At 74.7% G+C, this 18,357-nt stretch carries 8 protein-coding genes; 2 read left to right on the top strand and 6 right to left on the bottom strand.

Features of this window, described 5'->3' with window-relative positions; translation table 11 throughout:
• Positions 1-131: 131 nt before the first annotated feature.
• The 6 genes from ABT123_RS22980 to ABT123_RS22955 all read right to left on the bottom strand — a co-directional run bounded on the left by ABT123_RS22980 (position 132) and on the right by ABT123_RS22955 (position 14,866).
• Positions 132-6,827, bottom strand: a complete 6,696-nt coding sequence (locus ABT123_RS22980; RefSeq protein WP_351317717.1) for a non-ribosomal peptide synthetase — start codon at positions 6,825-6,827, stop codon at positions 132-134.
• A gap of 496 nt (positions 6,828-7,323) precedes the next feature.
• Positions 7,324-9,651 (bottom strand): lantibiotic dehydratase, encoded by a 2,328-nt coding sequence (locus ABT123_RS22975; RefSeq protein ID WP_351317715.1) that lies wholly within the window; start codon positions 9,649-9,651, stop codon positions 7,324-7,326.
• Between the two features lie 12 nt (positions 9,652-9,663).
• On the bottom strand, positions 9,664-9,921 hold the full coding sequence (locus tag ABT123_RS22970; protein ID WP_351317713.1) for an acyl carrier protein: 258 nt from the start codon (positions 9,919-9,921) through the stop codon (positions 9,664-9,666).
• 90 nt (positions 9,922-10,011) lie between these two features.
• Positions 10,012-10,989 carry a threonine ammonia-lyase gene (locus ABT123_RS22965; protein ID WP_351317711.1) on the bottom strand — a complete coding sequence of 326 codons (978 nt, stop codon included), beginning with the start codon at positions 10,987-10,989 and terminating at the stop codon, positions 10,012-10,014.
• Positions 10,986-12,488, bottom strand: a complete 1,503-nt coding sequence (locus tag ABT123_RS22960; RefSeq protein ID WP_351317709.1) for an amino acid adenylation domain-containing protein — start codon at positions 12,486-12,488, stop codon at positions 10,986-10,988. The genes ABT123_RS22965 and ABT123_RS22960 overlap by 4 nt, the downstream gene beginning before the upstream one ends.
• A complete protein-coding gene (locus ABT123_RS22955; protein WP_351317707.1) occupies positions 12,488-14,866 on the bottom strand; it encodes a lantibiotic dehydratase in 2,379 nt (792 codons plus the stop codon). The genes ABT123_RS22960 and ABT123_RS22955 overlap by 1 nt, the downstream gene beginning before the upstream one ends.
• 179 nt (positions 14,867-15,045) lie before the next feature.
• On the opposite strand from ABT123_RS22955, the gene ABT123_RS22950 reads away from it, so the two are divergent.
• A complete protein-coding gene (locus tag ABT123_RS22950) occupies positions 15,046-15,264 on the top strand; it encodes an MbtH family protein (RefSeq protein WP_351317705.1) in 219 nt (72 codons plus the stop codon).
• A 984-nt stretch (positions 15,265-16,248) separates the two neighbouring features.
• Positions 16,249-18,312, top strand: a complete 2,064-nt coding sequence (locus tag ABT123_RS22945) for a phosphocholine-specific phospholipase C (protein WP_351317703.1) — start codon at positions 16,249-16,251, stop codon at positions 18,310-18,312.
• The last annotated feature ends 45 nt before the right edge of the window (positions 18,313-18,357 follow it).

Below are 18,357 nucleotides of genomic sequence, written 5' to 3'. Positions count from 1 at the left end.
GCGGCTGTGCGGGCCGCCGGGGCGGGAGCCCCGCGGGTGTGCCCCGTCGTGCTGGCCGCCGGCTGGCACCCGGCCGGGGCGGGGGCTCCGTAGCCGTGGGCCCCTTGCGCGGGCCGCAGGCCAAGGCGTGGTCAGAAGTCGGCGGTCAGGGACAGGTCGATCTCGTCGTCGCTCATGTCCGCGATCAGGGCGACCAGCTGGCGTTCCACTTCCACCGCGAGTCGTTCGACCGTCGGGTGGTCGAACAGGTCCCGTACCTGGACCGGGCAGTCGAAGGCGGCCCGCAGGCGGGATGCGACGGCCACCGCGCGGAGCGAATGCCCGCCTAGGGCGAAGAAGTCGTCCCGGATGCCGACCTCCGGCAGGCCGAGCACCTCGGCCCAGATCTGGGCCGTCACCACCTCGGTGGGGGTGCGCGGCGGTACGGACCCGGCCGTCGCGGGCAGTTCCGGATCGGGCAGGGCAGCCGCGTCCAGCTTGCCCTGCACCGTCCGTGGCAGCTCGTCCAGCAGGACGAACGCCGCGGGCACCATATAGCCCGGCAGAACCGAGGCGCAGTGCGCGGCCAGTGCCCCAGCGTCCAGCCCCTGCCCGGCCGCGTAGCCGACCAGCGCCCGGTCCCCGCGCAGCTCGCGCACCAGCACGGCCGCCGCGTGCACCCCCGGGTACTGCTCCAGTACGGACTCCACCTCGCCGAGTTCGATGCGGAACCCGCGGATCTTGACCTGGTGGTCGGTCCGGCCGAGGAAGTCCAGCTCCCCCGAGGGCAGCCGGCGGACGATGTCGCCGGTCCGGTAGAGCCTGCCGCCGCTCCCACTGGTGTCGAACGGGTCGGGGATGAAGCGCTCCGCGGTCAGCGCCGGCTGCCCCAGGTAGCCGCGGGCCAGCTCGGGCCCGCCGACCAGGAGTTCACCCGGCACCCCGACCGGCACCAGCCGGTCGTGCGCGTCCACCACGTACGTCCGGCGCGCCCCCCACGCCCGCCCGATCGGCACCCGCCCCTCGACCGGCCCGGTCACCAGGTGGGAGCTGGCCGAGATGACCGTCTCCGTCGGGCCGTACGTGTTCTGGAACGGTACGTCCGGCAGGTGCGCGAACCAGCGGGCCAGCGGCGCCGACGGCAGGGTCTCACCGCCGGTGACGGCCAGCCGCAGGCTCTTCAGGTCGCCCGCCACCCCGTCGAGCCGGGCGATGATCTCCTCCCAGTAGGACGGGGTGGCCTCCATGACGGTCACCCCCTCGGCCCGCACCTGCGCGGCGAGTTCCTCCACCGTCCACACCTCGTCGGGCCGGATCACCACCGTGGCCCCCGCGCCCAGCGCGGGCAGGATCTGCTCCAGCGAGGCATCGAAGGAGAACGAGGCCAGGTTCATCACCCGGTCCCCGGCCGCGATGCCGAACTGCTCCCGGGCGGCCAGCGCATGCGCGGCCATCGCATGGTGCTCGACCCCGACGGCCTTGGGCCGGCCGGTGGAGCCCGAGGTGAAGATCACGCAGGCGAGTTCCCGCGGCCCGGGTGCGTGCCGCGGCGCGTCCGGCGCCGGCCGTACCGTGTCGAAGGACACCGCCGGCACCCCGAGCCCGGCCGCCCGCTCCGCGGCGGCCCCGTCCGTAACCACGCAGCGGACCCCGGCCTGTTCGACCATGTACCGCAGCCGGTCCGCCGGAAGCTGCGGGTCCAGCGGCACGTACACGCCGCCCGCCCGCCACACCGCGGCCATCGCCGCCACCGACCGGACCCCGCGCCGCAGGCACACCCCCACCGGCACCTCCGGGCCCACTCCGGCCGCGGTCAGCGCCAGGGCCAGGCCGCCGGTCAGGGCGTCCAGTTCGCCGTACCGCAGGGATTCCTCCCCGCAGACCAGCGCCACCGCCTCCGGATCGCCGACGACCTCGAACGGCGGCACCTGCGCCACCTGGCCGACCTGACCGGGCCCGCTCACCTGGTGCGCGGTCAGCTCCGCGTACTCGGCAGCCGACAGCAGCTCCAGCCGCCCCACCGGAGTTCCCGGATCGGCCAGCACCGACTCCAGCAGCCGGCCCACGTGCCCGGCGAACCGGGTGACCGTCGCCGCGTCGAACAGATCGCTCGCGTATTCCACGTTCAGCGCGAACCGGTCGGGATACAGCAGGAAGGTGGCCGTCATGTCGAACTTGGCCGACCCCCAGGGGAGTAGGAAGTGCTCCACCTCCAGCCCCTCGACCCGCGGACCGCCGGTCGCGGACTCCTGTACGTCGAACATCACCTGGAACAGCGGGTTCCGGGACGGGTCCCGCTCCGGCCGCAGTTGTTCCACCAGCCGCTCGAATGGCACCTCCTGGTGGTCGAAGGCCCCCAGCACCGACTCCCGTACCCGGCCCAGGAACTCCTCGAAGGAGGGCTCACCGGACAGATCGGAGCGCAGGACCACCGTGTTCACCAGCAGCCCCACCAGCCGCTCCAGCTCCAGCTGTCCGCGGCCCGCCACCGGGGTGCCCACCGCCACGTCCTCCTGGCCCGACCAGCGGGCCAGCACGATCTGCGTCACCGCCAGCAGCACCGTGAACCGGCTCACCCCGTACTTGCGGGCCAGCTCGCCCAGCCCGGCCGCCAGTTCCGGCGCCAGGTCCAGCTCGACCGCGGCGCCCCGGCCCGACCAGCCCGCCGGCCGCGGCCGGTCCGTGGGCAGCTCCAGCACCGGCACCCCGGCGAGGTTCTCCTGCCAGTACTCCAGCTGCCGCTCCAGCACCCCGCCGGCGGCCAGCCGGTCGCGCTGCCACACCGCGAAGTCCCCGTACTGCACCGGCACCGGCGGCAGTTCCGGCTCCGCGCCGGCCAGCCGGGCCCGGTAGCCCTCGGCCAGCTCCCCGATCAGGATGTCCTTGGACCAGCCGTCGGTGGCCACATGGTGGAAGGCGATGACCGAGACGTGGTCTTCCGGCCCCAGCTCCCACACCCCGGCCCGCAGCAGCGGCGGCGCCGCCAGGTCGAAGCGGCGGGTGGCGAAGGCCACCGCCTGCTCCCGGACCAGGTCCAGCCGGGCGGCCGGCTCGGCACCGCCCGCCGGCACCGCATGCCATTCCACCGGCAGGCCGAGCCCGCCGACCACCCGCTGGACGGGTCGGCCGTCCACCTCCACCAGGGCGGTCCGCAGCGCCTCGTGCCGGGACACCAGCGCATCGAGGGCGCCCTGCCAGGCGTCGCGGTCCAGGCCGCCGCGCATCCGCCAGGAGAACCACAGCACGTACTCGTCACCGACATCGGACATCCGGTCCAGGAACCACATCCGCTCCTGCGCGAAGGACAGCGGCAGCGGACCGGACCGGTCCACCGGCACCACCGTGGCCGCACCGGCCTGCCGGGCCGCGGCCACCAGCGGGCCGAACAGCCGGATCCGCGGGTTCTCGAACAGCGTGCGCAGCTCCACTTCCCGGCCGAGGCGCTCGGCGATGCGGGACACCGCCATGGTGGCGAGCAGCGAATGCCCGCCCAGGTCGAAGAACCCGTCGTCGATCCCGACCCGGTCCACGCCCAGCACCTCGGCCCAGATCTCGGCGACCACCCGCTCGGTGTCGTCGCGCGGCGCGACGAACTCCGCACCGCCCACCGCCCGGTCCCGGTCGCGGTCCCCGGCCGCCACGGCGGGCAGGGCCGCCCGGTCGAGCTTGCCCGAGGCGTTCACCGGCAGGGCGTCCAGGGCCACGAAGTCCGCGGGCACCGCGTAGTGCGGCAGCCGTTCCGCGCACCAGGCGCGCAGCACGGCCGCCTCGATCGGCTCGCCCGGGCTGCCCGCGACCACATATCCGGCGAGGCTCTGCCCGCCCTGCGCGTCCGTGCCGACGGCCACGGCCGCGGCCTGCACCCCGGGGCACTCCCGCAGCACCGCCTCCACCTCGCCCAGCTCGATCCGGAACCCGCGGATCTTGACCTGGTCGTCGGTCCGGCCGAGGAACTCCAGCTCCCCGGAGGGCAGTCGGCGGACCAGGTCCCCGGTCCGGTAGAGCCGCCCGCCGGCTTCCGCGCCGTACGGATCGGGTACGAACCGCTGCGCGGTCATCGCAGGCTGCCCGAGGTAGCCGCGAGCCAGCTCCGGCCCCCCGATCAGCAGCTCGCCGGGTACCCCTTCGGGCACCAGCTCGCCGTACGCGTCCACCACGTACGCCCGGCGCCCGCCCAGCGGGCGGCCGATCGGCACCGGGCCGCCGTCGGCCGTACCGGCTGTGTGGGTGGTGGCGGTGACGGTGGTCTCGGTCGGACCGTACGCATTGCACACCCGCGCCTGCGGCACCGCGGCCAGCCAGGCGGCCAGCGCCCCGGCCGGCACGGACTCGCCGCCGAGGATCAGCAGACGGAGGGAGGCGAGCGCGTCGGCCGCCTCCGGCCGGTCCAGCGCGAAGGCCAGCTCGGCCCAGTAGGTCGGCGGCAGGTTCAGCACGGTGATGCCGTGCTGCCGGACCGCCTCGGCGACCTGCCCCGGCAGCCACTGCTCGTCGGGGCGGACCACCACGGTGGCCCCGCACCCCAGCGCGGTGAGCAGCTGGTCGAAGGAGGCGTCGAAGCAGAAGGAGGAGAACGCCAGCACCCGGTCCGCGGCCGTCACCCCGAACTCCGCCCGAGCGGCGGCGACATGCGCATCCAGCGCCCGATGCTCGACCCCGACGGCCTTGGGCCGCCCGGTGGACCCGGAAGTGAAGATCACATACGCCAACTCCTCGGGCGCGGGCCGATGCCATACCCCCTGCGGGGCACCCTCGCCCCCGGCCCCGCCGGGCCGAACCTGGGCCGACGGCCCGGCTACGGCGGCACCTGCGGCGCCGGTGCGGCCGTCCTCGGCTGCCGTGTCCGGCGCGCCGGGCCCGTGACCCGCGCCGACGGCGCGGCTCACGCCCGTTCCGGCTGCACCGGCCGTTCCGGCGGCCCCTGCGGCGCCAGCATCGGCGGCCCCGGCCGTACCGGCCGTACCTGCGGCGCCCGCGCCGACGGCCCCGCCCGTACCGGCGGCTTGGGCCGCATCGGCAGCGCGGTTGGCACTGGTGATCCGTGCGACGCCCGCCCCGACAGCCCCGACGCCCGCACCGGCGGCGCTGGCCGAACCGGCCGAACCCGTGGTCCCGGCCGCCCCTGCGGCCATGGACGGGCCGGAGTTCCTGTCGTCAGGGGACTCCGTCAGGAGGACGGTCGGGCCGAGGGCGGTGGCCAGGGCAGCGGTGGTGGGGTCCGTCAGGACAAGTACGACCTTGGCTTCGGTTGTCATGAACCGGAGTCGGTCTGGCGGGAGTTGGCGGTCCAGGGGGACGAAGACGCCGCCGGCCCGCCAGACCGCGGCCATTGCCGCCACCGCCGGGATCCCGCGTCGCATGCACACCCCGACCGGGGTGCCCGGGGCCACGCCCGCCGTCGCCAGCCGGGCCGCCAGCGCGACGGTCAGGGCGTCCAGCTCGGCGTACCGGAGGGACTCCTCCCCGCAGACCAGCGCCACCGCATCCGGGTGGCCCGAGATCTCGAACGGCGGCGCCGCAGGCGTTGCGGCGGCCGGACCGGCCAGGGCGATCAGCCGGGTTCGCTCGCCGCCCGGCAATGGCGCGATCCGCGCCGCGAGTTCGGCCACCGGCCGGTCCGGCTCGGCCACCACCGCCCGCAGCAGCCCGACGTACCCCTCGGTGAACTGCCGCATGGTGTCCGCGTCGAACAGCGCGGTCGCGTACTGCAGCCGCGCCGCGATGCCGCCGTCCGCGGCCAGCCCCAGGTCCAGGAACACGTCCAGCGGGGTCCCGCGCAGCGGGGTCCGGACCAGCGCCACCTCCAGGCCGTCCAGCCGGGCCGGCTCCGGAACCGTGTTGAGCAGGGTGAACGAGGCCTGGGCGAGCGGGTGCCGGGACAGGTCCCGCTCCGCCCCCACCTCGCCGACCACCCGGTCGAACGGCGCCTCGAAGTGCGAGAAGTCCTGGAGTGCGCGCCCCCGGACCCGGCCCAGCAGCTCGGCGAAGCTCGGCTCCCCGGACAGGTCCGTGCGCAGCACGATGGTGTTCACGAACGGCCCGATGACCCCGGCCACCTCGGCCTGGCCGCGGTCGGCCAGCGTGGTGCACACCGCGATGTCGGTCCGGCCGGAGTAGCGGGCCAGCAGCGCCTGGTACACCGACAGCAGCAGCATGTAGCGGGTCGCACGATGCTTACGGGCCACCCGGTCGACCTCGCCGACCAGCTCGGCCGGCAGGTGGAACCGGACCACGTCCCCGGAGCCGTCCCAGAACTGCGGCCGGGGCCGGTCCGCGGGCAGGGCGAGCGGGGACACCCCGGCCAGCCGGTCCCGCCAGTACCCCAGCAGCCGCTCCATCCGGGCCCCGGTCAGCCGCTCCGCCTCGGCCCGGGCGACCTGCGCGTACTGCAGCGCCGGCGCGGCCGGCTCCTCGCCGCGGTATCCGGCGGCCAGTTCGCGCAGCAGCACGTCCCAGGACCAGCCGTCCACGGCGATGTGGTGCACCACGATCAGCAGCAGGTGCTCGTCGGTGCCGAGCCGGGCCAGCGTGACCCGCATCGGGTGCTCGGTCGCCAGGTCCAGCGGCCGGTCCAGCTCCCGGTCGAAGAGCTCCTCGGCGCTGTCCGCCTCGGCCCGCTCCACCACCAGGGCGCCCGGTGGGTCCACCCGCGGTACGGGCTCCCCGTCGACCTGGACGTAGCGGGTGCGCAGCACCTCGTGCCGGTCCACGATGCCCGCCAGGGCGCGTTCCAGCGCCGGTACGTCGAGGGCACCGCGAATGCGCAGCGCCAGGGGGAGCAGGGAATCGGCGGAACCCCCGGCGAGCTGGTCAAGGAACCACAGCCTCCGCTGTGCGAACGATGCCACCCGGTCAACCATCACTGTGCCCCTCCAAGCGCGGCGTGTTTTCCTCAACCCTGCTGGCTGCGGGGCCGGCCCAGTAGGGAAGAAGACGCAGCGGCGCGCGCGGAAGAACGCGCAACGGGCGTGGCGGCGGGCGCCCGACGGCCACCCGGCCCGGCGGAACCGCCCGCCGGCCGGGCCACCGCCCACGCCCCCCACCACGCCCGCTGCGCCTGTCGCGCCACCGCGCCCGCCGCCACCGCCGGGCCTGTCGCGCCTGCTGCGTCGGCACATGGCCGGGCCTGTCGCGCTGCCGCGCCTGCTGCGCCTGCTGCGTCGGCACATGGCCGGGCCTGTCGCGCTGCCGCGCCTGCTGCGCCTGCTGCGTCGGCACATGGCCGGGCCTGCCGCGCTGCCGGGCCTGCCGCGCTGCCGCGCTGCCGCGCCGCGCCCGCCGCGCCCGTCGCGCCCGTCGCGCCGCGACATCGCCGCTCCGCGACGCCGCCGCGCCGGCATGGCGCTACCCCTCGTCCACCGCCACGAACCGCAGCTCCGAGGTGAAGGTGTTCCCTTCCTCGTCGGTCAGCCACGATTGCTCCGGGCTCGGCAGCATCTCGGTGATCACGGCCCGCCCGGCCGGGTCCTTGCGGGCCAGCCTGCGCAGCGCCTTGGCGAGGATGTTGACGTACACCGGGCTGTCGAAGTCCACGTAGAACGGCCGGGTTTCGGTCGGCAGGACCACGAACACAAAGCGCGGCAGCCGGTGTTGCTCTCGCCACTGCCGGGCCCGGACGAACCGGCGGGCCTCGTCCTTCTCCTCGGCGAAGGAGATCTCCGCGGCGGGCAGCCGCCAGGTCTCACGCGCCACCACGAGCCGGCCCACAGTCACCCGCGGCGCGTGCTCCGCCTCCTCGGGCAGGATCTGGAACAGGTCCATCGCCAGTGTGGTCAGCACATGCGAGAACACGTCCACCGCCGCGAACTCGGCCCCGTCGGGCAGCACCACCACCAGCTCCCCGTCCCGTTCGGTGACCGCCACGTCCGCGCTGAGCACGGTACGAGGCCGCCCGGGATCGGCGGTGAAGTCGACCAGGGCCACGTAGTAGTCCTCGTCGCGGACCAGGGTGTGCCGGATCCGGGCCGAGAGCCGGGACCGGTGTTCCTTGGGCAGCAGCGGCATCAGCCGCGGGCCGGGATGGTCGCGGCCGGTGAGTTCGAGCAGTTCCCCGGGGTCGGGGTGCTGGTTGACGAACAGGGAGGCGCCCAGGGTGTTGGCGGCCATGTGCAGTTCGCCGAGGACCAGTTCGAAGTCCCCGCGGGCCACGGCCTCCGCCCCGGTCGCGGCGATCATGATGTCGGGGCTGAGGTACCGCGCGGCCGTCCAGCCCGCCGCCCGCCCGGCACCGCCCGCCCGCTCGCCGAACTGCTCGCCGAACTGTTCGGCGACCGGCCCGGCGATCTCGTCCGGCGACAGCCGGACCCGCCGGGCGTCCGGCGGTGCCGCCAGGATGGACTCCCAGCGCCGCCGGAACTCCCGCTGGAGCGCGGCGGCGTCCTCCCGCGCCGCCCCGTGCAGGATCGGCATACAGGCGAACCAGAACGCGGCCAGATCGACCGACCCCTGCGCGGCCAGCCGGGCGTACACCTCCTTCGCGCGGGCCATCACCCGCTCGGCCAGCCTGGCCGTGAGCCAGCCGGCGCTGGTGAGCAGCGGCTCCAGCGGGGCCAGCGCCTCGTGCACGGCCGCGCCCACGGTGGCCGTCGCCGCCCGCCGGCAGTCGGAGTACACCAGGGCCCGGCACGGTGCCGTGCCGGCCGACTTTTCCCGTACGGCCGCGGTCTCGGTGAGGGCGGTGAACTCCCCCTCCAGGGCGGTGAGGGCGGCGACCAGCTCCTCGGCCCCCTCGGCGGCGGCCACCCGCTCCCGGCCGCGTTCCAGCGCGTCCAGCGCCGTCAGGCCGGGCCGCCGCAGCTCCGGGTCGCCGATCCGGTCGAGCCAGGCCCGCAGGTGGCGCTCGGGGCGGGCGTCGGCGGGTATCTCCAGCCGCCACACCACCCAGCGGCGGGCCACCAGGTCCTCCAGTACGGCCGGCACGTCGACGGCGGGCAGCGCGGTGCGGATCTCCCGCGCGGTCCGGACCCCGTCGCACAGCCCGAGGACGGCGGCGGCCTCGGGGGCGACCCCCGCGGCCGGCCGGCCCGGCACCGTCACCTCCGTGCCGGAAAGGCGTACGAACGGCACCCGGCGCGGCGCCACCCAGTCCCGCAGCGCCGGATCGGAGCCGATGCTCGCGGCGAGGGCGTCGATCGCCCAGGAGGCGAAGTACACCTCCGAGCCGGCGATCAGGCCCTGGCCGGGGTCGACCGTCACCCCTTCCGCACTCAGGTCCCAGCGGCCCCAGCCGACGGGGCCGAAGAATCCGATGGTGTCGTTCTTGACGCAGAACCGCTGCCAGTAGTGGGCGACGAGCTCCTCGCGCTGGCGGGGCATGCTGGTGCGGCCGGCGGCGGTCGGGGTCCAGTTGAGGAACGGGGTGATCCCGGACCCGAGGACCGGGCGGTTCTGCCAGGCCACCGCCTCCCGGAAGGCCGGCATCCGGGCAATGTCCTGAAGGGTGTGCGCGGTCTCCACGGCGGCCTCCGCGAACAGGCCGGTGAAGTCCCGCCAGCTGTCCCCGTCGAGCTGCTCGTCCGGCGCGAACTTGTCGGCGGCCGAGGCCAGCCCGTCGGGGGCCAGCCGCAGCACCCCCGGGGCCGGGAAGCCGGCCCCGCGCAGCGCGAACTGCTCCCAGAGCCGCCAGCGTCCGCCCGGCAGCCGTACGTCGTCGTCAGTATCAGTCTCGGTCATGGCGAGTCGCCCTCACACCTGGACGAGGTCGGACTCGACGACGGAGGAGAGGTCCGCGGGCGAGGGGTAGGCGAAGACCAGTGCGACCGGTACCTCCACGCCGAGGGTCTCCTCCAGCCGTGCGGTGATCCGGAAGGCGGACAGCGAGTCGCCGCCCCACTCGTAGAAGTCGCTGTTCTCGTCGAGTTCCGCCACCCCGAGGGTCTCCCGGTAGACGGTCACCACCAGGTCGGTGAGGGCGGGTCCGGTGAGCTGCGCGGTGCTGGTCATGACAGGTTCCTCCGGTTGAGGTCGCACGGTGTGCGGATGAGTGGTGGTGCGTGAGTGGTGGTGCGGGGCAGGTGAGGTATGCGGTCGTGGTCAGGACGCGCCGGGGCCCACAGAGCGCCGGCAGGCGGTGAGGGCGGCCTCCAGTGCCGCGGTGGTGTTGCCGCCCGAGACGATGGCGACGGCACGGCCGCCGTCACGGCCCGCCCGCAGCGCGCCGGCCAGCGCGACGGCTCCGCTGGGCTCGGCCTCGACCCCGCGGCGGCGCAGCAGCGCCACCGCGGCGAGGATCTCGGAGTCGGACACCGTGATCAGGCCGTCGACCCGGTCGCGGATGATCGGATACGGCACGGCCCCGGGCTGCTGGCCGCGCAGCCCGTCGGCAACGGTGTCCCCGGGCGGCACCCGTACGGGCCGGCCCGCGGCCAGGGACCGGGCGTAGCGGTCGGTGCCGACGGGCTCGACGCCCACCACCCGGACCGGATGGCCGTCGGCGGCCAGGCAGACCCCGGCCAGCAGACCGCCGCCGCCGGCCGGCACGTACACGGTCTCGGTGTCGGGCGCCTCGGCCAGGATCTCCCGGCCCACCGTGCCCTGGCCGGCGACCACGAGCTCGTGGTCAGAGGAGGGCACCAGCACCGCGCCGGTCTCCTGCGCCAGCTCCCGGGCCCGGCAGTCCCGGTCGGCGGCCCCGCCCGGCACGCTCACGGTGTGCCCGCCGAGCGCCCGGATCAGGGCGGTCTTGGCGGGGCTCGCCCCGCCCGCGAGGACCACGGTCACCCGGATGCCCAGCGGGGCGGCCAGCCGGGCCAGCGCGATCCCGTGGTTGCCGGAGGAGCCGGTGACGATCTCGCGGGCGCCCAGCGCCAGGACCGCATTGGCGGCCCCGCGCATCTTGAACGAGCCGCTGTGCTGGAGGTGTTCGGCCTTGAGCAGCAGCCCCCAGCCGTTGCGCCGCCGGCCGGGCGCGGGCAGCCCCGGCAGCAGGGGGGTGTGCCGGACCTGACCGGTGATGCGTTCGGCCGCGGCGTCCACATCGGCCGGGCCCAGGGTGGCGAGGGCGGCGGTCATGACCGTCCTCCCGTCTCGGCCAGGGCCCGCCGGTCCGCTTTCCCGCTGCGGGTGGTGGGCAGCCGGTCCAGCCGGAGGAACCGGCGCGGCATCAGGTGCGGGGGCAGGGTGGTGGCCAGGTGGGCGCGGAGCGCGGGATCGGGGGTGTCCGCCAGGTCGCCGGTGACATGGGCCAGCAGGAACACCCGGCCCTGGTCGTCGGTGTCGGCGGTGACCACCGCCCCGGTGACCCCGGGGTGGGCCAGCAGGGCGCCCTCCACCTCGGCCGGGTCCACCCGGTAGCCGCGGATCTTCACCTGCCGGTCGCCGCGGCCCAGGTACTCCAGCCCGCCCGGCCCGGTCCGGGCCAGGTCCCCGGTCCGGTACAGCCGGGCGCCCGGCGGCCCGAGCGGGTCGGGCACGAACCGCTCGGCGGTCCGGGCCGCCAGCCCGCGGTAGCCGCGGGCCACCCCGGCCCCGCCCAGGTAGACCTCCCCGGTCTCCCCGTGCGGCACCGGTGCGAGGGCCGCGTCGAGGAGTCGTACGACCACCCCGTCGATCGGGGTGCCGACCAGGTCGGCGGTGGTGTCCGGGTCGGCCGGGACGGCGTACCGGGTCGAGGTCATGGTGCACTCGGTCGGGCCGTACTGGTTGACCAGCGCGGCACCGCTCAGCAGGGCCCGCCCGCCGGCGGCCAGGAACGGCCGCAGGGACTCCCCGCTGGACACCACCAGCCGCAGCCCGGACAGCAGCCCGGCCGCGTCCGGCTGCCCGGCCAGGAAGGACAGGTAGGACGGGGTCACGCTCAGCAGCGTGTTCACCCCGTGGTCGCGCACCGCGGCCCCGAACTCCGCCGGCCGCAGCAGCGCCGACCGCGGTACGAGGACCAGCCGGCCGCCCGCCAGCAGCGGGGCGAAGGTGTCCCGTACGGAGGCGTCGTAGCCGGGCGGGGCGATCTGCAGGGCCACCGTGTCCGGCCCCAGACCGTAGTCGCGGGCCACGCACCGCAGGTAGTTGTCCACTCCGCGGTGCTCGACCAGGACCGCGCTGGGCTCCCCGGTGCTGCCGGAGGTGTGGCTGACGTAGGCGAGGCTCCGCCCGTCCGGCGGCTCCACGGCGCCGGGGGCCACCGGCGCGGGCCGGTCCAGCAGCACCGGCCGCCCGGGCACGGGCAGCTCCTCCAGTGGCCCGGCCAGCGCCGAGGTGGTCAGCAACAGGTCCGCCCCGCCGCTGCGGACCAGCGCGGCCAGCCGGGCCGGCGGCTGCTCCACGTCCAGGACCAGGAAGGCCGCCCCGGACCGCACCACCGCGGCCGTCGCCACCACGGCGTCCGCGCCGCGCCCCACGGCCACCGCGCACACGGTCTCCGGCCGGGCGCCCCGGGCTCGCAGCATGCCGGCCAGCGCCTCGATGCGGGCGGCCAGTTCTTCGTAGGTCAGCTCGCCGTCCGGGGTGGTCAGGGCCACCCGGTCGGGGGCGAGCGCGGCATGCGCCGCGATTTCGTCAACGAAGGTGCGCATCACGCCTCCCGGGATCCGTTGCCGACGGCGGTCTGATCGACGGCGACGAAGCGCAGTTCAGAAGTGAACGTGTTCCCCTCGTCGTCGGTCAGCCAGGCCTGCTCCGGCGTGGGCAGCATCTCGCTGATCTTCAGCCGGGCCTCCGGGTCCTTGCGGGCCAGCCGGCGCGCCGCCTTGGCGAGGATCGTCAGGTACACCGGGCTGTCGAAGTCCACGTAGAACGGCCGCGGTTCGGTCGGGGACACCACGAAGACATAGCGGGGCAGCTCGCGTTCGGCCTGCCAGTGCCGGGCCCGGACGTACCGCTTCGCCTCCGACTTCTCCTCCGCGAAGCCGAGTTCGGCCACCGGCACCGACCAGGTCTCGCGGGCCACCACCATCTTGTCGATGGTGATCCGCGGGGTGTGCTCGCCCTCCGGGCGGAGCGTGAACCGGTCCATGACCCGCTGGGTGAGCGTGTTGGCGTAGACGTCGAGCAGGTCGAACGCGGCGCCGTCCGGCAGCACCGCCACCAGCGCCCCGTCCCGGTCCTCCACCACCACGTCCGCACCGGGCAGGGTGCGCGGCCGGTACGGGTCGCCGGTGTCGTCGATCACCGCGACGTAGTAGTCCTCGGGCCGGTCCAGCGAAGGACGGCTGCGCGCCGACCACTTGAGCGGGAGCTCCTTGGGGAGCTGCGGGAGCAGCCGGGGACCGGGGAAGTCGCGATCGACCTCGGCGATCAGCTCGTTCCGGTCGGGGTGCTGGTGCACGAACAGGGAGGCGCCCATCGTGTTCAGCGCGGAGTGCATCTCACCCAGCACCAGCTCGAACTCGCCGCGGGCCACCGCCTCCCGGTCCTCAGCCACGACCAGCACGTCCGGGCTGAAGTACCGGGCCAGCGACCAGCCCGCGCCGGGCTCCTCGAAGGCCTCCCGGACCTTCTCGGCGATGTCGTCCGAGCTCCGGCGGACGCTGCGCGCGCCCTCCGGGACCGCCAGGATCTCCGCCCACTTGGCGCGCAGTTCGTCCTGAACAGCGTCGATGATCGGGCCGGCCTGCGGGTGCGGGGAGGGCAGGGTCGCCATCCACATCGACCCCAGGTCCACCGGCCCACCGTCACCGTTCGCGGCGAGCCGCTCGTACGCCTCCCGGATCCCCGCGCCGATCCGCTCGGCCACCCGGTTGGTCATCCAGCGGGCCGCGGTCAGACACAGGTCGAGCGGGGTCAGCTCGTCGAGGAGCGCGGTGCCGAGGGTGGCCGTCGCGGCGCGCCGGGCGTCGGAGTACACCAGGCCGCGGCAGGGCGCGGTCCTGGCCCCCTTGGAGCGCTGGGCGTCGGTGGCGGTCAGCGCGGCGAAGTCGGCCTCCAGCGCGCCGATCGCCGAGGTCAGCGCGTCGGCGTCCAGGCCGGCCGCCTGGACCGCGTCGCGCCCCCGCTCCAGCACGGCCAGCTTCTCCAGCGCGGGTTCGCGGACGGCCGGGTCGCCGATCCGGTCGAGGATGGCCCGCAGCTCCCGCTCGGGGTGGGTGGCGGAGGGCACGTCCAGCCGCCAATGCGCCCACCGCTTGGCGACCAGGGCCGTCACCGTCTCGGCGGTCTCGGCCACGGTCAGCCCGGCCGCGTCGGCGATCGCCGCCACCGGCCGGGTCCCGTCGCAGAGTTCCAGTACGGTCCGGGCGGTCGTACCGATCTCCTGCGGCGGCCGGCCCGGCATCCGGACCGTGCCCTCGGCGACCCGTACGAAGGAGACCCGGCGCGGCGGGATCCAGGCGAGCAGGGCCGGGTCGGCGCCCAGCGATTTGGCGAGGGCATCGATGGCCCAGGAGGCGAAGTACACCCGGGAGTCGGCGAGGAACCCGGTGCCGGGGCTGCCGGGATCCACGGCGATTCCGCGGGTGCCGAGGTCCCAGCGGCCCCAGCCGACGGGGCCGAAGAATCCGATGGTGTCGTTCTTGACGCAGAACCGCTGCCAGTAGTGGGCGACGAGCTCCTCGCGCTGGCGGGGCATGCTGGTGCGGCTCGCAGCGGTCGGCGTCCAGTTGAGGAAGGGCGCGATGCCGGTGCGCAGCACGGCCGGGTTCTGCCAGGCCACGGCGGCGCGGAAGCGCGGCGAGGCGGCGATCTCCTGGAGCAGGCCGGCGGTGCGTACGGCACCTGCGTCGAAGGTCTCGAGGAAGGCCTCCCACTCGGGCCCGGCGAGCGGGTCGGCCGGACCGAACTTGTCGGCGGCGGGCGCCAGCCCCGGCGGGGCCATGCGCAGCACCCCCTCGGCCGGGAAGCCGGGTCCGCGCAGGGCGAAGTGCTCCCACAGGCGCCACCCCCCGCTGGACAGCTGCACGTTCTGCGGGCCGATCGGGCCGTGCGGCGCATCCGGCATCTGCGGTATCTCCGTCATGACGAACTCCTTCCGGGCTGGCTGCCCCGAACACTGCCGGTGGGCGGTGCCGGGCGGACAGGGAAGGAGCGGCAGCGTCTTCCGCCGGTCCTGCTGCGCGTTTGTCCCTATGGCCGACCCGGCCGACGGGGGCACGCTGGCCCCGTCGACCGAGCGAGCAAGTGCGGGAGGACCAAACAATGAGCACACAGGACACGAACAGCGAGCCCGGCTACCGGGTAGTCCACAACGACGAAGAGCAGTTCTCGATCTGGCGGACGGACCGGGAGCTGCCGGCCGGATGGCATGCCGAGGGCACCGAGGGAACCCGGCAGGAATGCCTGGACCACATCGCCCAGGTATGGACGGACATGCGCCCGCGCAGCCTGCGCCAACGCATGGCAGGCGCAAGCGTCTGACCGAGACCGGGCAGACGACCGGACGGAAGAGCCGGACCCGAACCCGGGTCCGGCTCCGCCGCGCCTTGGCCGCCCCGGCGTGGGCAGACGTTCCGCAGGGCGATGGGGGCAGCACCTGCTCGAGCGAAGCCGAGAGCTTGGGGGAGGGTGGGCACACCGGGCCCCCCGGCCCCGCCCGCCCGGGTCGGCCTCCGCCCTGCACCGGCAGGGCCCCGGCTCCGCCACCTGCCCAAGCAGGGCTCTGCCCGGGCCTGGCAGGGCCCCGGTTCCGCTGCCTGCCCAAGCAGGGCTCTGCCCGGGGCTGGCAGGGCCCCGGCTCCGCCACCTGCCTAAGCGGGGCTCCGCCCTGGGCTGGCAAGACCCCGGCTCCGCCGCCTGCCCAGCCAAGGCTCCGCCCCGGGCCGGCAGGCGCCCGGCTCCGCCACCTGCCCAGCCAAGGCTTCGCCCCGGGCCGGCAGGGCTCCGGCTCCGTCGCCTGCCCAAGCAGGGCTTCGCCTTGGGCTGGCAGGGCCCCGGCTCCGCCCCCTGCCTAAGCAGGGCTCCGCCCTGGGCTGGCAGGGCCCCGGTCCGTCTTCTGCCTAAGCAGGGCTCCGCCTTGGGCTGGCAAGACCCCGGCTTCGCCGCCTGCCCAAGCAGGGCTCCACCCTGGGCTGGCAGGGCCCCGGCTCCGCCACCTGCCCAAACAGGGCTTCGCCTTGGGCTGGCAGGGCCCGGCACCCAGCCTGCCCAGCCAAGGCTCCGCCCGGGCCGGCAGGGAAGCAGCAGGCCCCCGCTCCGCCGCCCGGCAGGGCATGGCCCCGGGCCGGCAGGCGCGGCAGGCGCGGCAGGCGCGGCGCCCCGGTTCCCCCGCCCGGCCAGGGCATGGCGTTGGCTTGGTGTACGACCCCCCGTCACAGAGCGGCCAACAGCCCGTACACCGGCCGCGCTCTCCTTGGGGCGCCCCTCGCCGCCCGCCCGCCCGCTCAACCCCCAGAGGTCGTCACCATGGCAGAAGTCAATCGCCGCCGGTTCCTGCAAATGGCAGGCGGCACCGCCGCCTTCGCCGCGCTCTCCCAGAGCATCGCCCGCGCTGCCGCCATCCCGGCCCAGGGCAGCACCGGCACCATCCAGGACGTGGAGCACATCGTCGTCCTGATGCAGGAGAACCGTTCCTTCGACCATTACTTCGGCACCATGAAGGGCGTACGCGGCTTCGGCGACCCGCGCCCGGTCCTCCTCGACAACGGCAAGTCCGTCTTCCACCAGTCGAACGGCACCAAGGACGTCCTCCCGTTCCACCCGGACGCGGAGGACCTCGGCATGCAGTTCCTGGAGGGCCTCAACCACGACTGGGCCGGCGGCCAGAAGGCCTACAACAACGGCAAGTACGACAAGTGGGTGCCCGCGAAGACCGCCAACACCATGGCGTACATGACCCGCGGGGACATGCCCTTCCACTTCGCCCTCGCCGACGCCTTCACCGTGTGCGACGCCTACCACTGCAGCTTCATCGGCGCCACCGACCCCAACCGCTACTACATGTGGACGGGCTACACGGGCAACGACGGCACCGGCGGCGGCCCGGTCATGGGCAACCAGGAACTCGGCTACGGCTGGACCACGTACCCCGAGCGCCTGGAGGCGGCCGGGGTCTCCTGGAAGATCTACCAGGACATCGGCGACGGACTGAACGCGGCCGGCCACTGGGGCTGGATCAACGACGCCTTCCGCGGTAACTACGGCGACAACTCCCTCCTGTACTTCAACTCCTTCCGCAACGCCCAGCCCGGCAGCCCGCTCCACGAGAAGGCCCGCACCGGCACCAACGCCAAGGCGGGCGAGGGCCTCTTCGACCGCCTCCGCGCGGACGTCACGGCCGGTACCCTCCCGCAGATCTCGTGGATCACCGCACCCGAGGCGTTCAGCGAGCACTCCAACTGGCCGGTGAACTTCGGCGCCTGGTACATCTCCCAGGTCCTCGACGCGCTCACCGCCAACCCCGACGTCTGGGCGAAGACGGCCTTCTTCATCACCTACGACGAGAACGACGGCTTCTTCGACCACGTCGTGCCCCCGTACCCGCCGGCCTCGGCGTCCTGGGGCCTCTCGACGGCCGACGTCACCGGCGACCTGTACAAGGGCAATGTGTCCGGCTACGCGGCCGGCCCGTACGGCCTCGGCCCCCGCGTCCCGATGATCGTCGTCTCCCCGTGGAGCAAGGGAGGTTTCGTCTGCTCCGAAACCTTCGACCACACCTCGATCATCCGCTTCATGGAGAAGCGCTTCGGCGTCAGCGAGCCCCACATCTCGCCGTGGCGCCGGGCCGTCTGCGGCGACCTGACCTCGGCCTTCGACTTCAGCACGGCCGACGCCACCCCCGCCCCCCTCCCCTCCACCTCCGGCTACCTCCCGCCGGACCACAACCGCCACCCGGACTACGTCCCCACCCCGCCGGCCACCGGCACCCTCCCGCGCCAGGAGGCCGGCTCCAAGCCCTCCCGGGCCCTGGGCTACGCCCCGTACGTGGACGGCGCCCGCACCACCTCCACCGGCAAGTTCACCCTCACCTTCTCCTCCGGGCCCGCCCTCGGCGCCCACTTCCACATCCGCTCGGGCAACCGCACGGACGGCCCCTGGCCCTACACGGTCGAGGCCGGCAAGACCCTGTCCGACACCTGGAGCACCAGCAGCTCCACCGGCAACCAGATCAACCTCACGGTCTGGGGCCCGAACGGCTTCCTCCGCACCTTCAAGGGCCCCACGAAGAAGGCCGGCCCGGAGATCACAGCCCGCCACGACGCCACCACCGGCAACCTCCTCCTCACCCTGAAGAACACCGGCACCACCGCCGTCAACCTCACCATCACCAACGCCTACGGCGGCACCCCCCAGACCCTCCGCGTAGCCGCCGGCTCGACCACCACCCACCCGGTCGACCTCCGCACCACCGCCCGCTGGTACGACGTCACAGTGATCTCCGACCTCGACACCACCTTCCTCCGCCGCTTCGCAGGCCGAGTGGAAACAGGCGCCCCGAGCACCTCGGACCCGGCCATCAAGACACTCTGACCACACCGAAGGCCGCCGCCCCGGGGAACCGGGGCGGCGGCCTTC

The organism is Streptomyces sp. NPDC002054, from assembly GCF_040296685.1.
Lineage (GTDB): Bacteria > Actinomycetota > Actinomycetes > Streptomycetales > Streptomycetaceae > Streptomyces.
The sequence above is the reverse complement of the archived record's forward strand: the minus strand, read 5'-3'. Positions and strand labels throughout refer to the sequence as shown.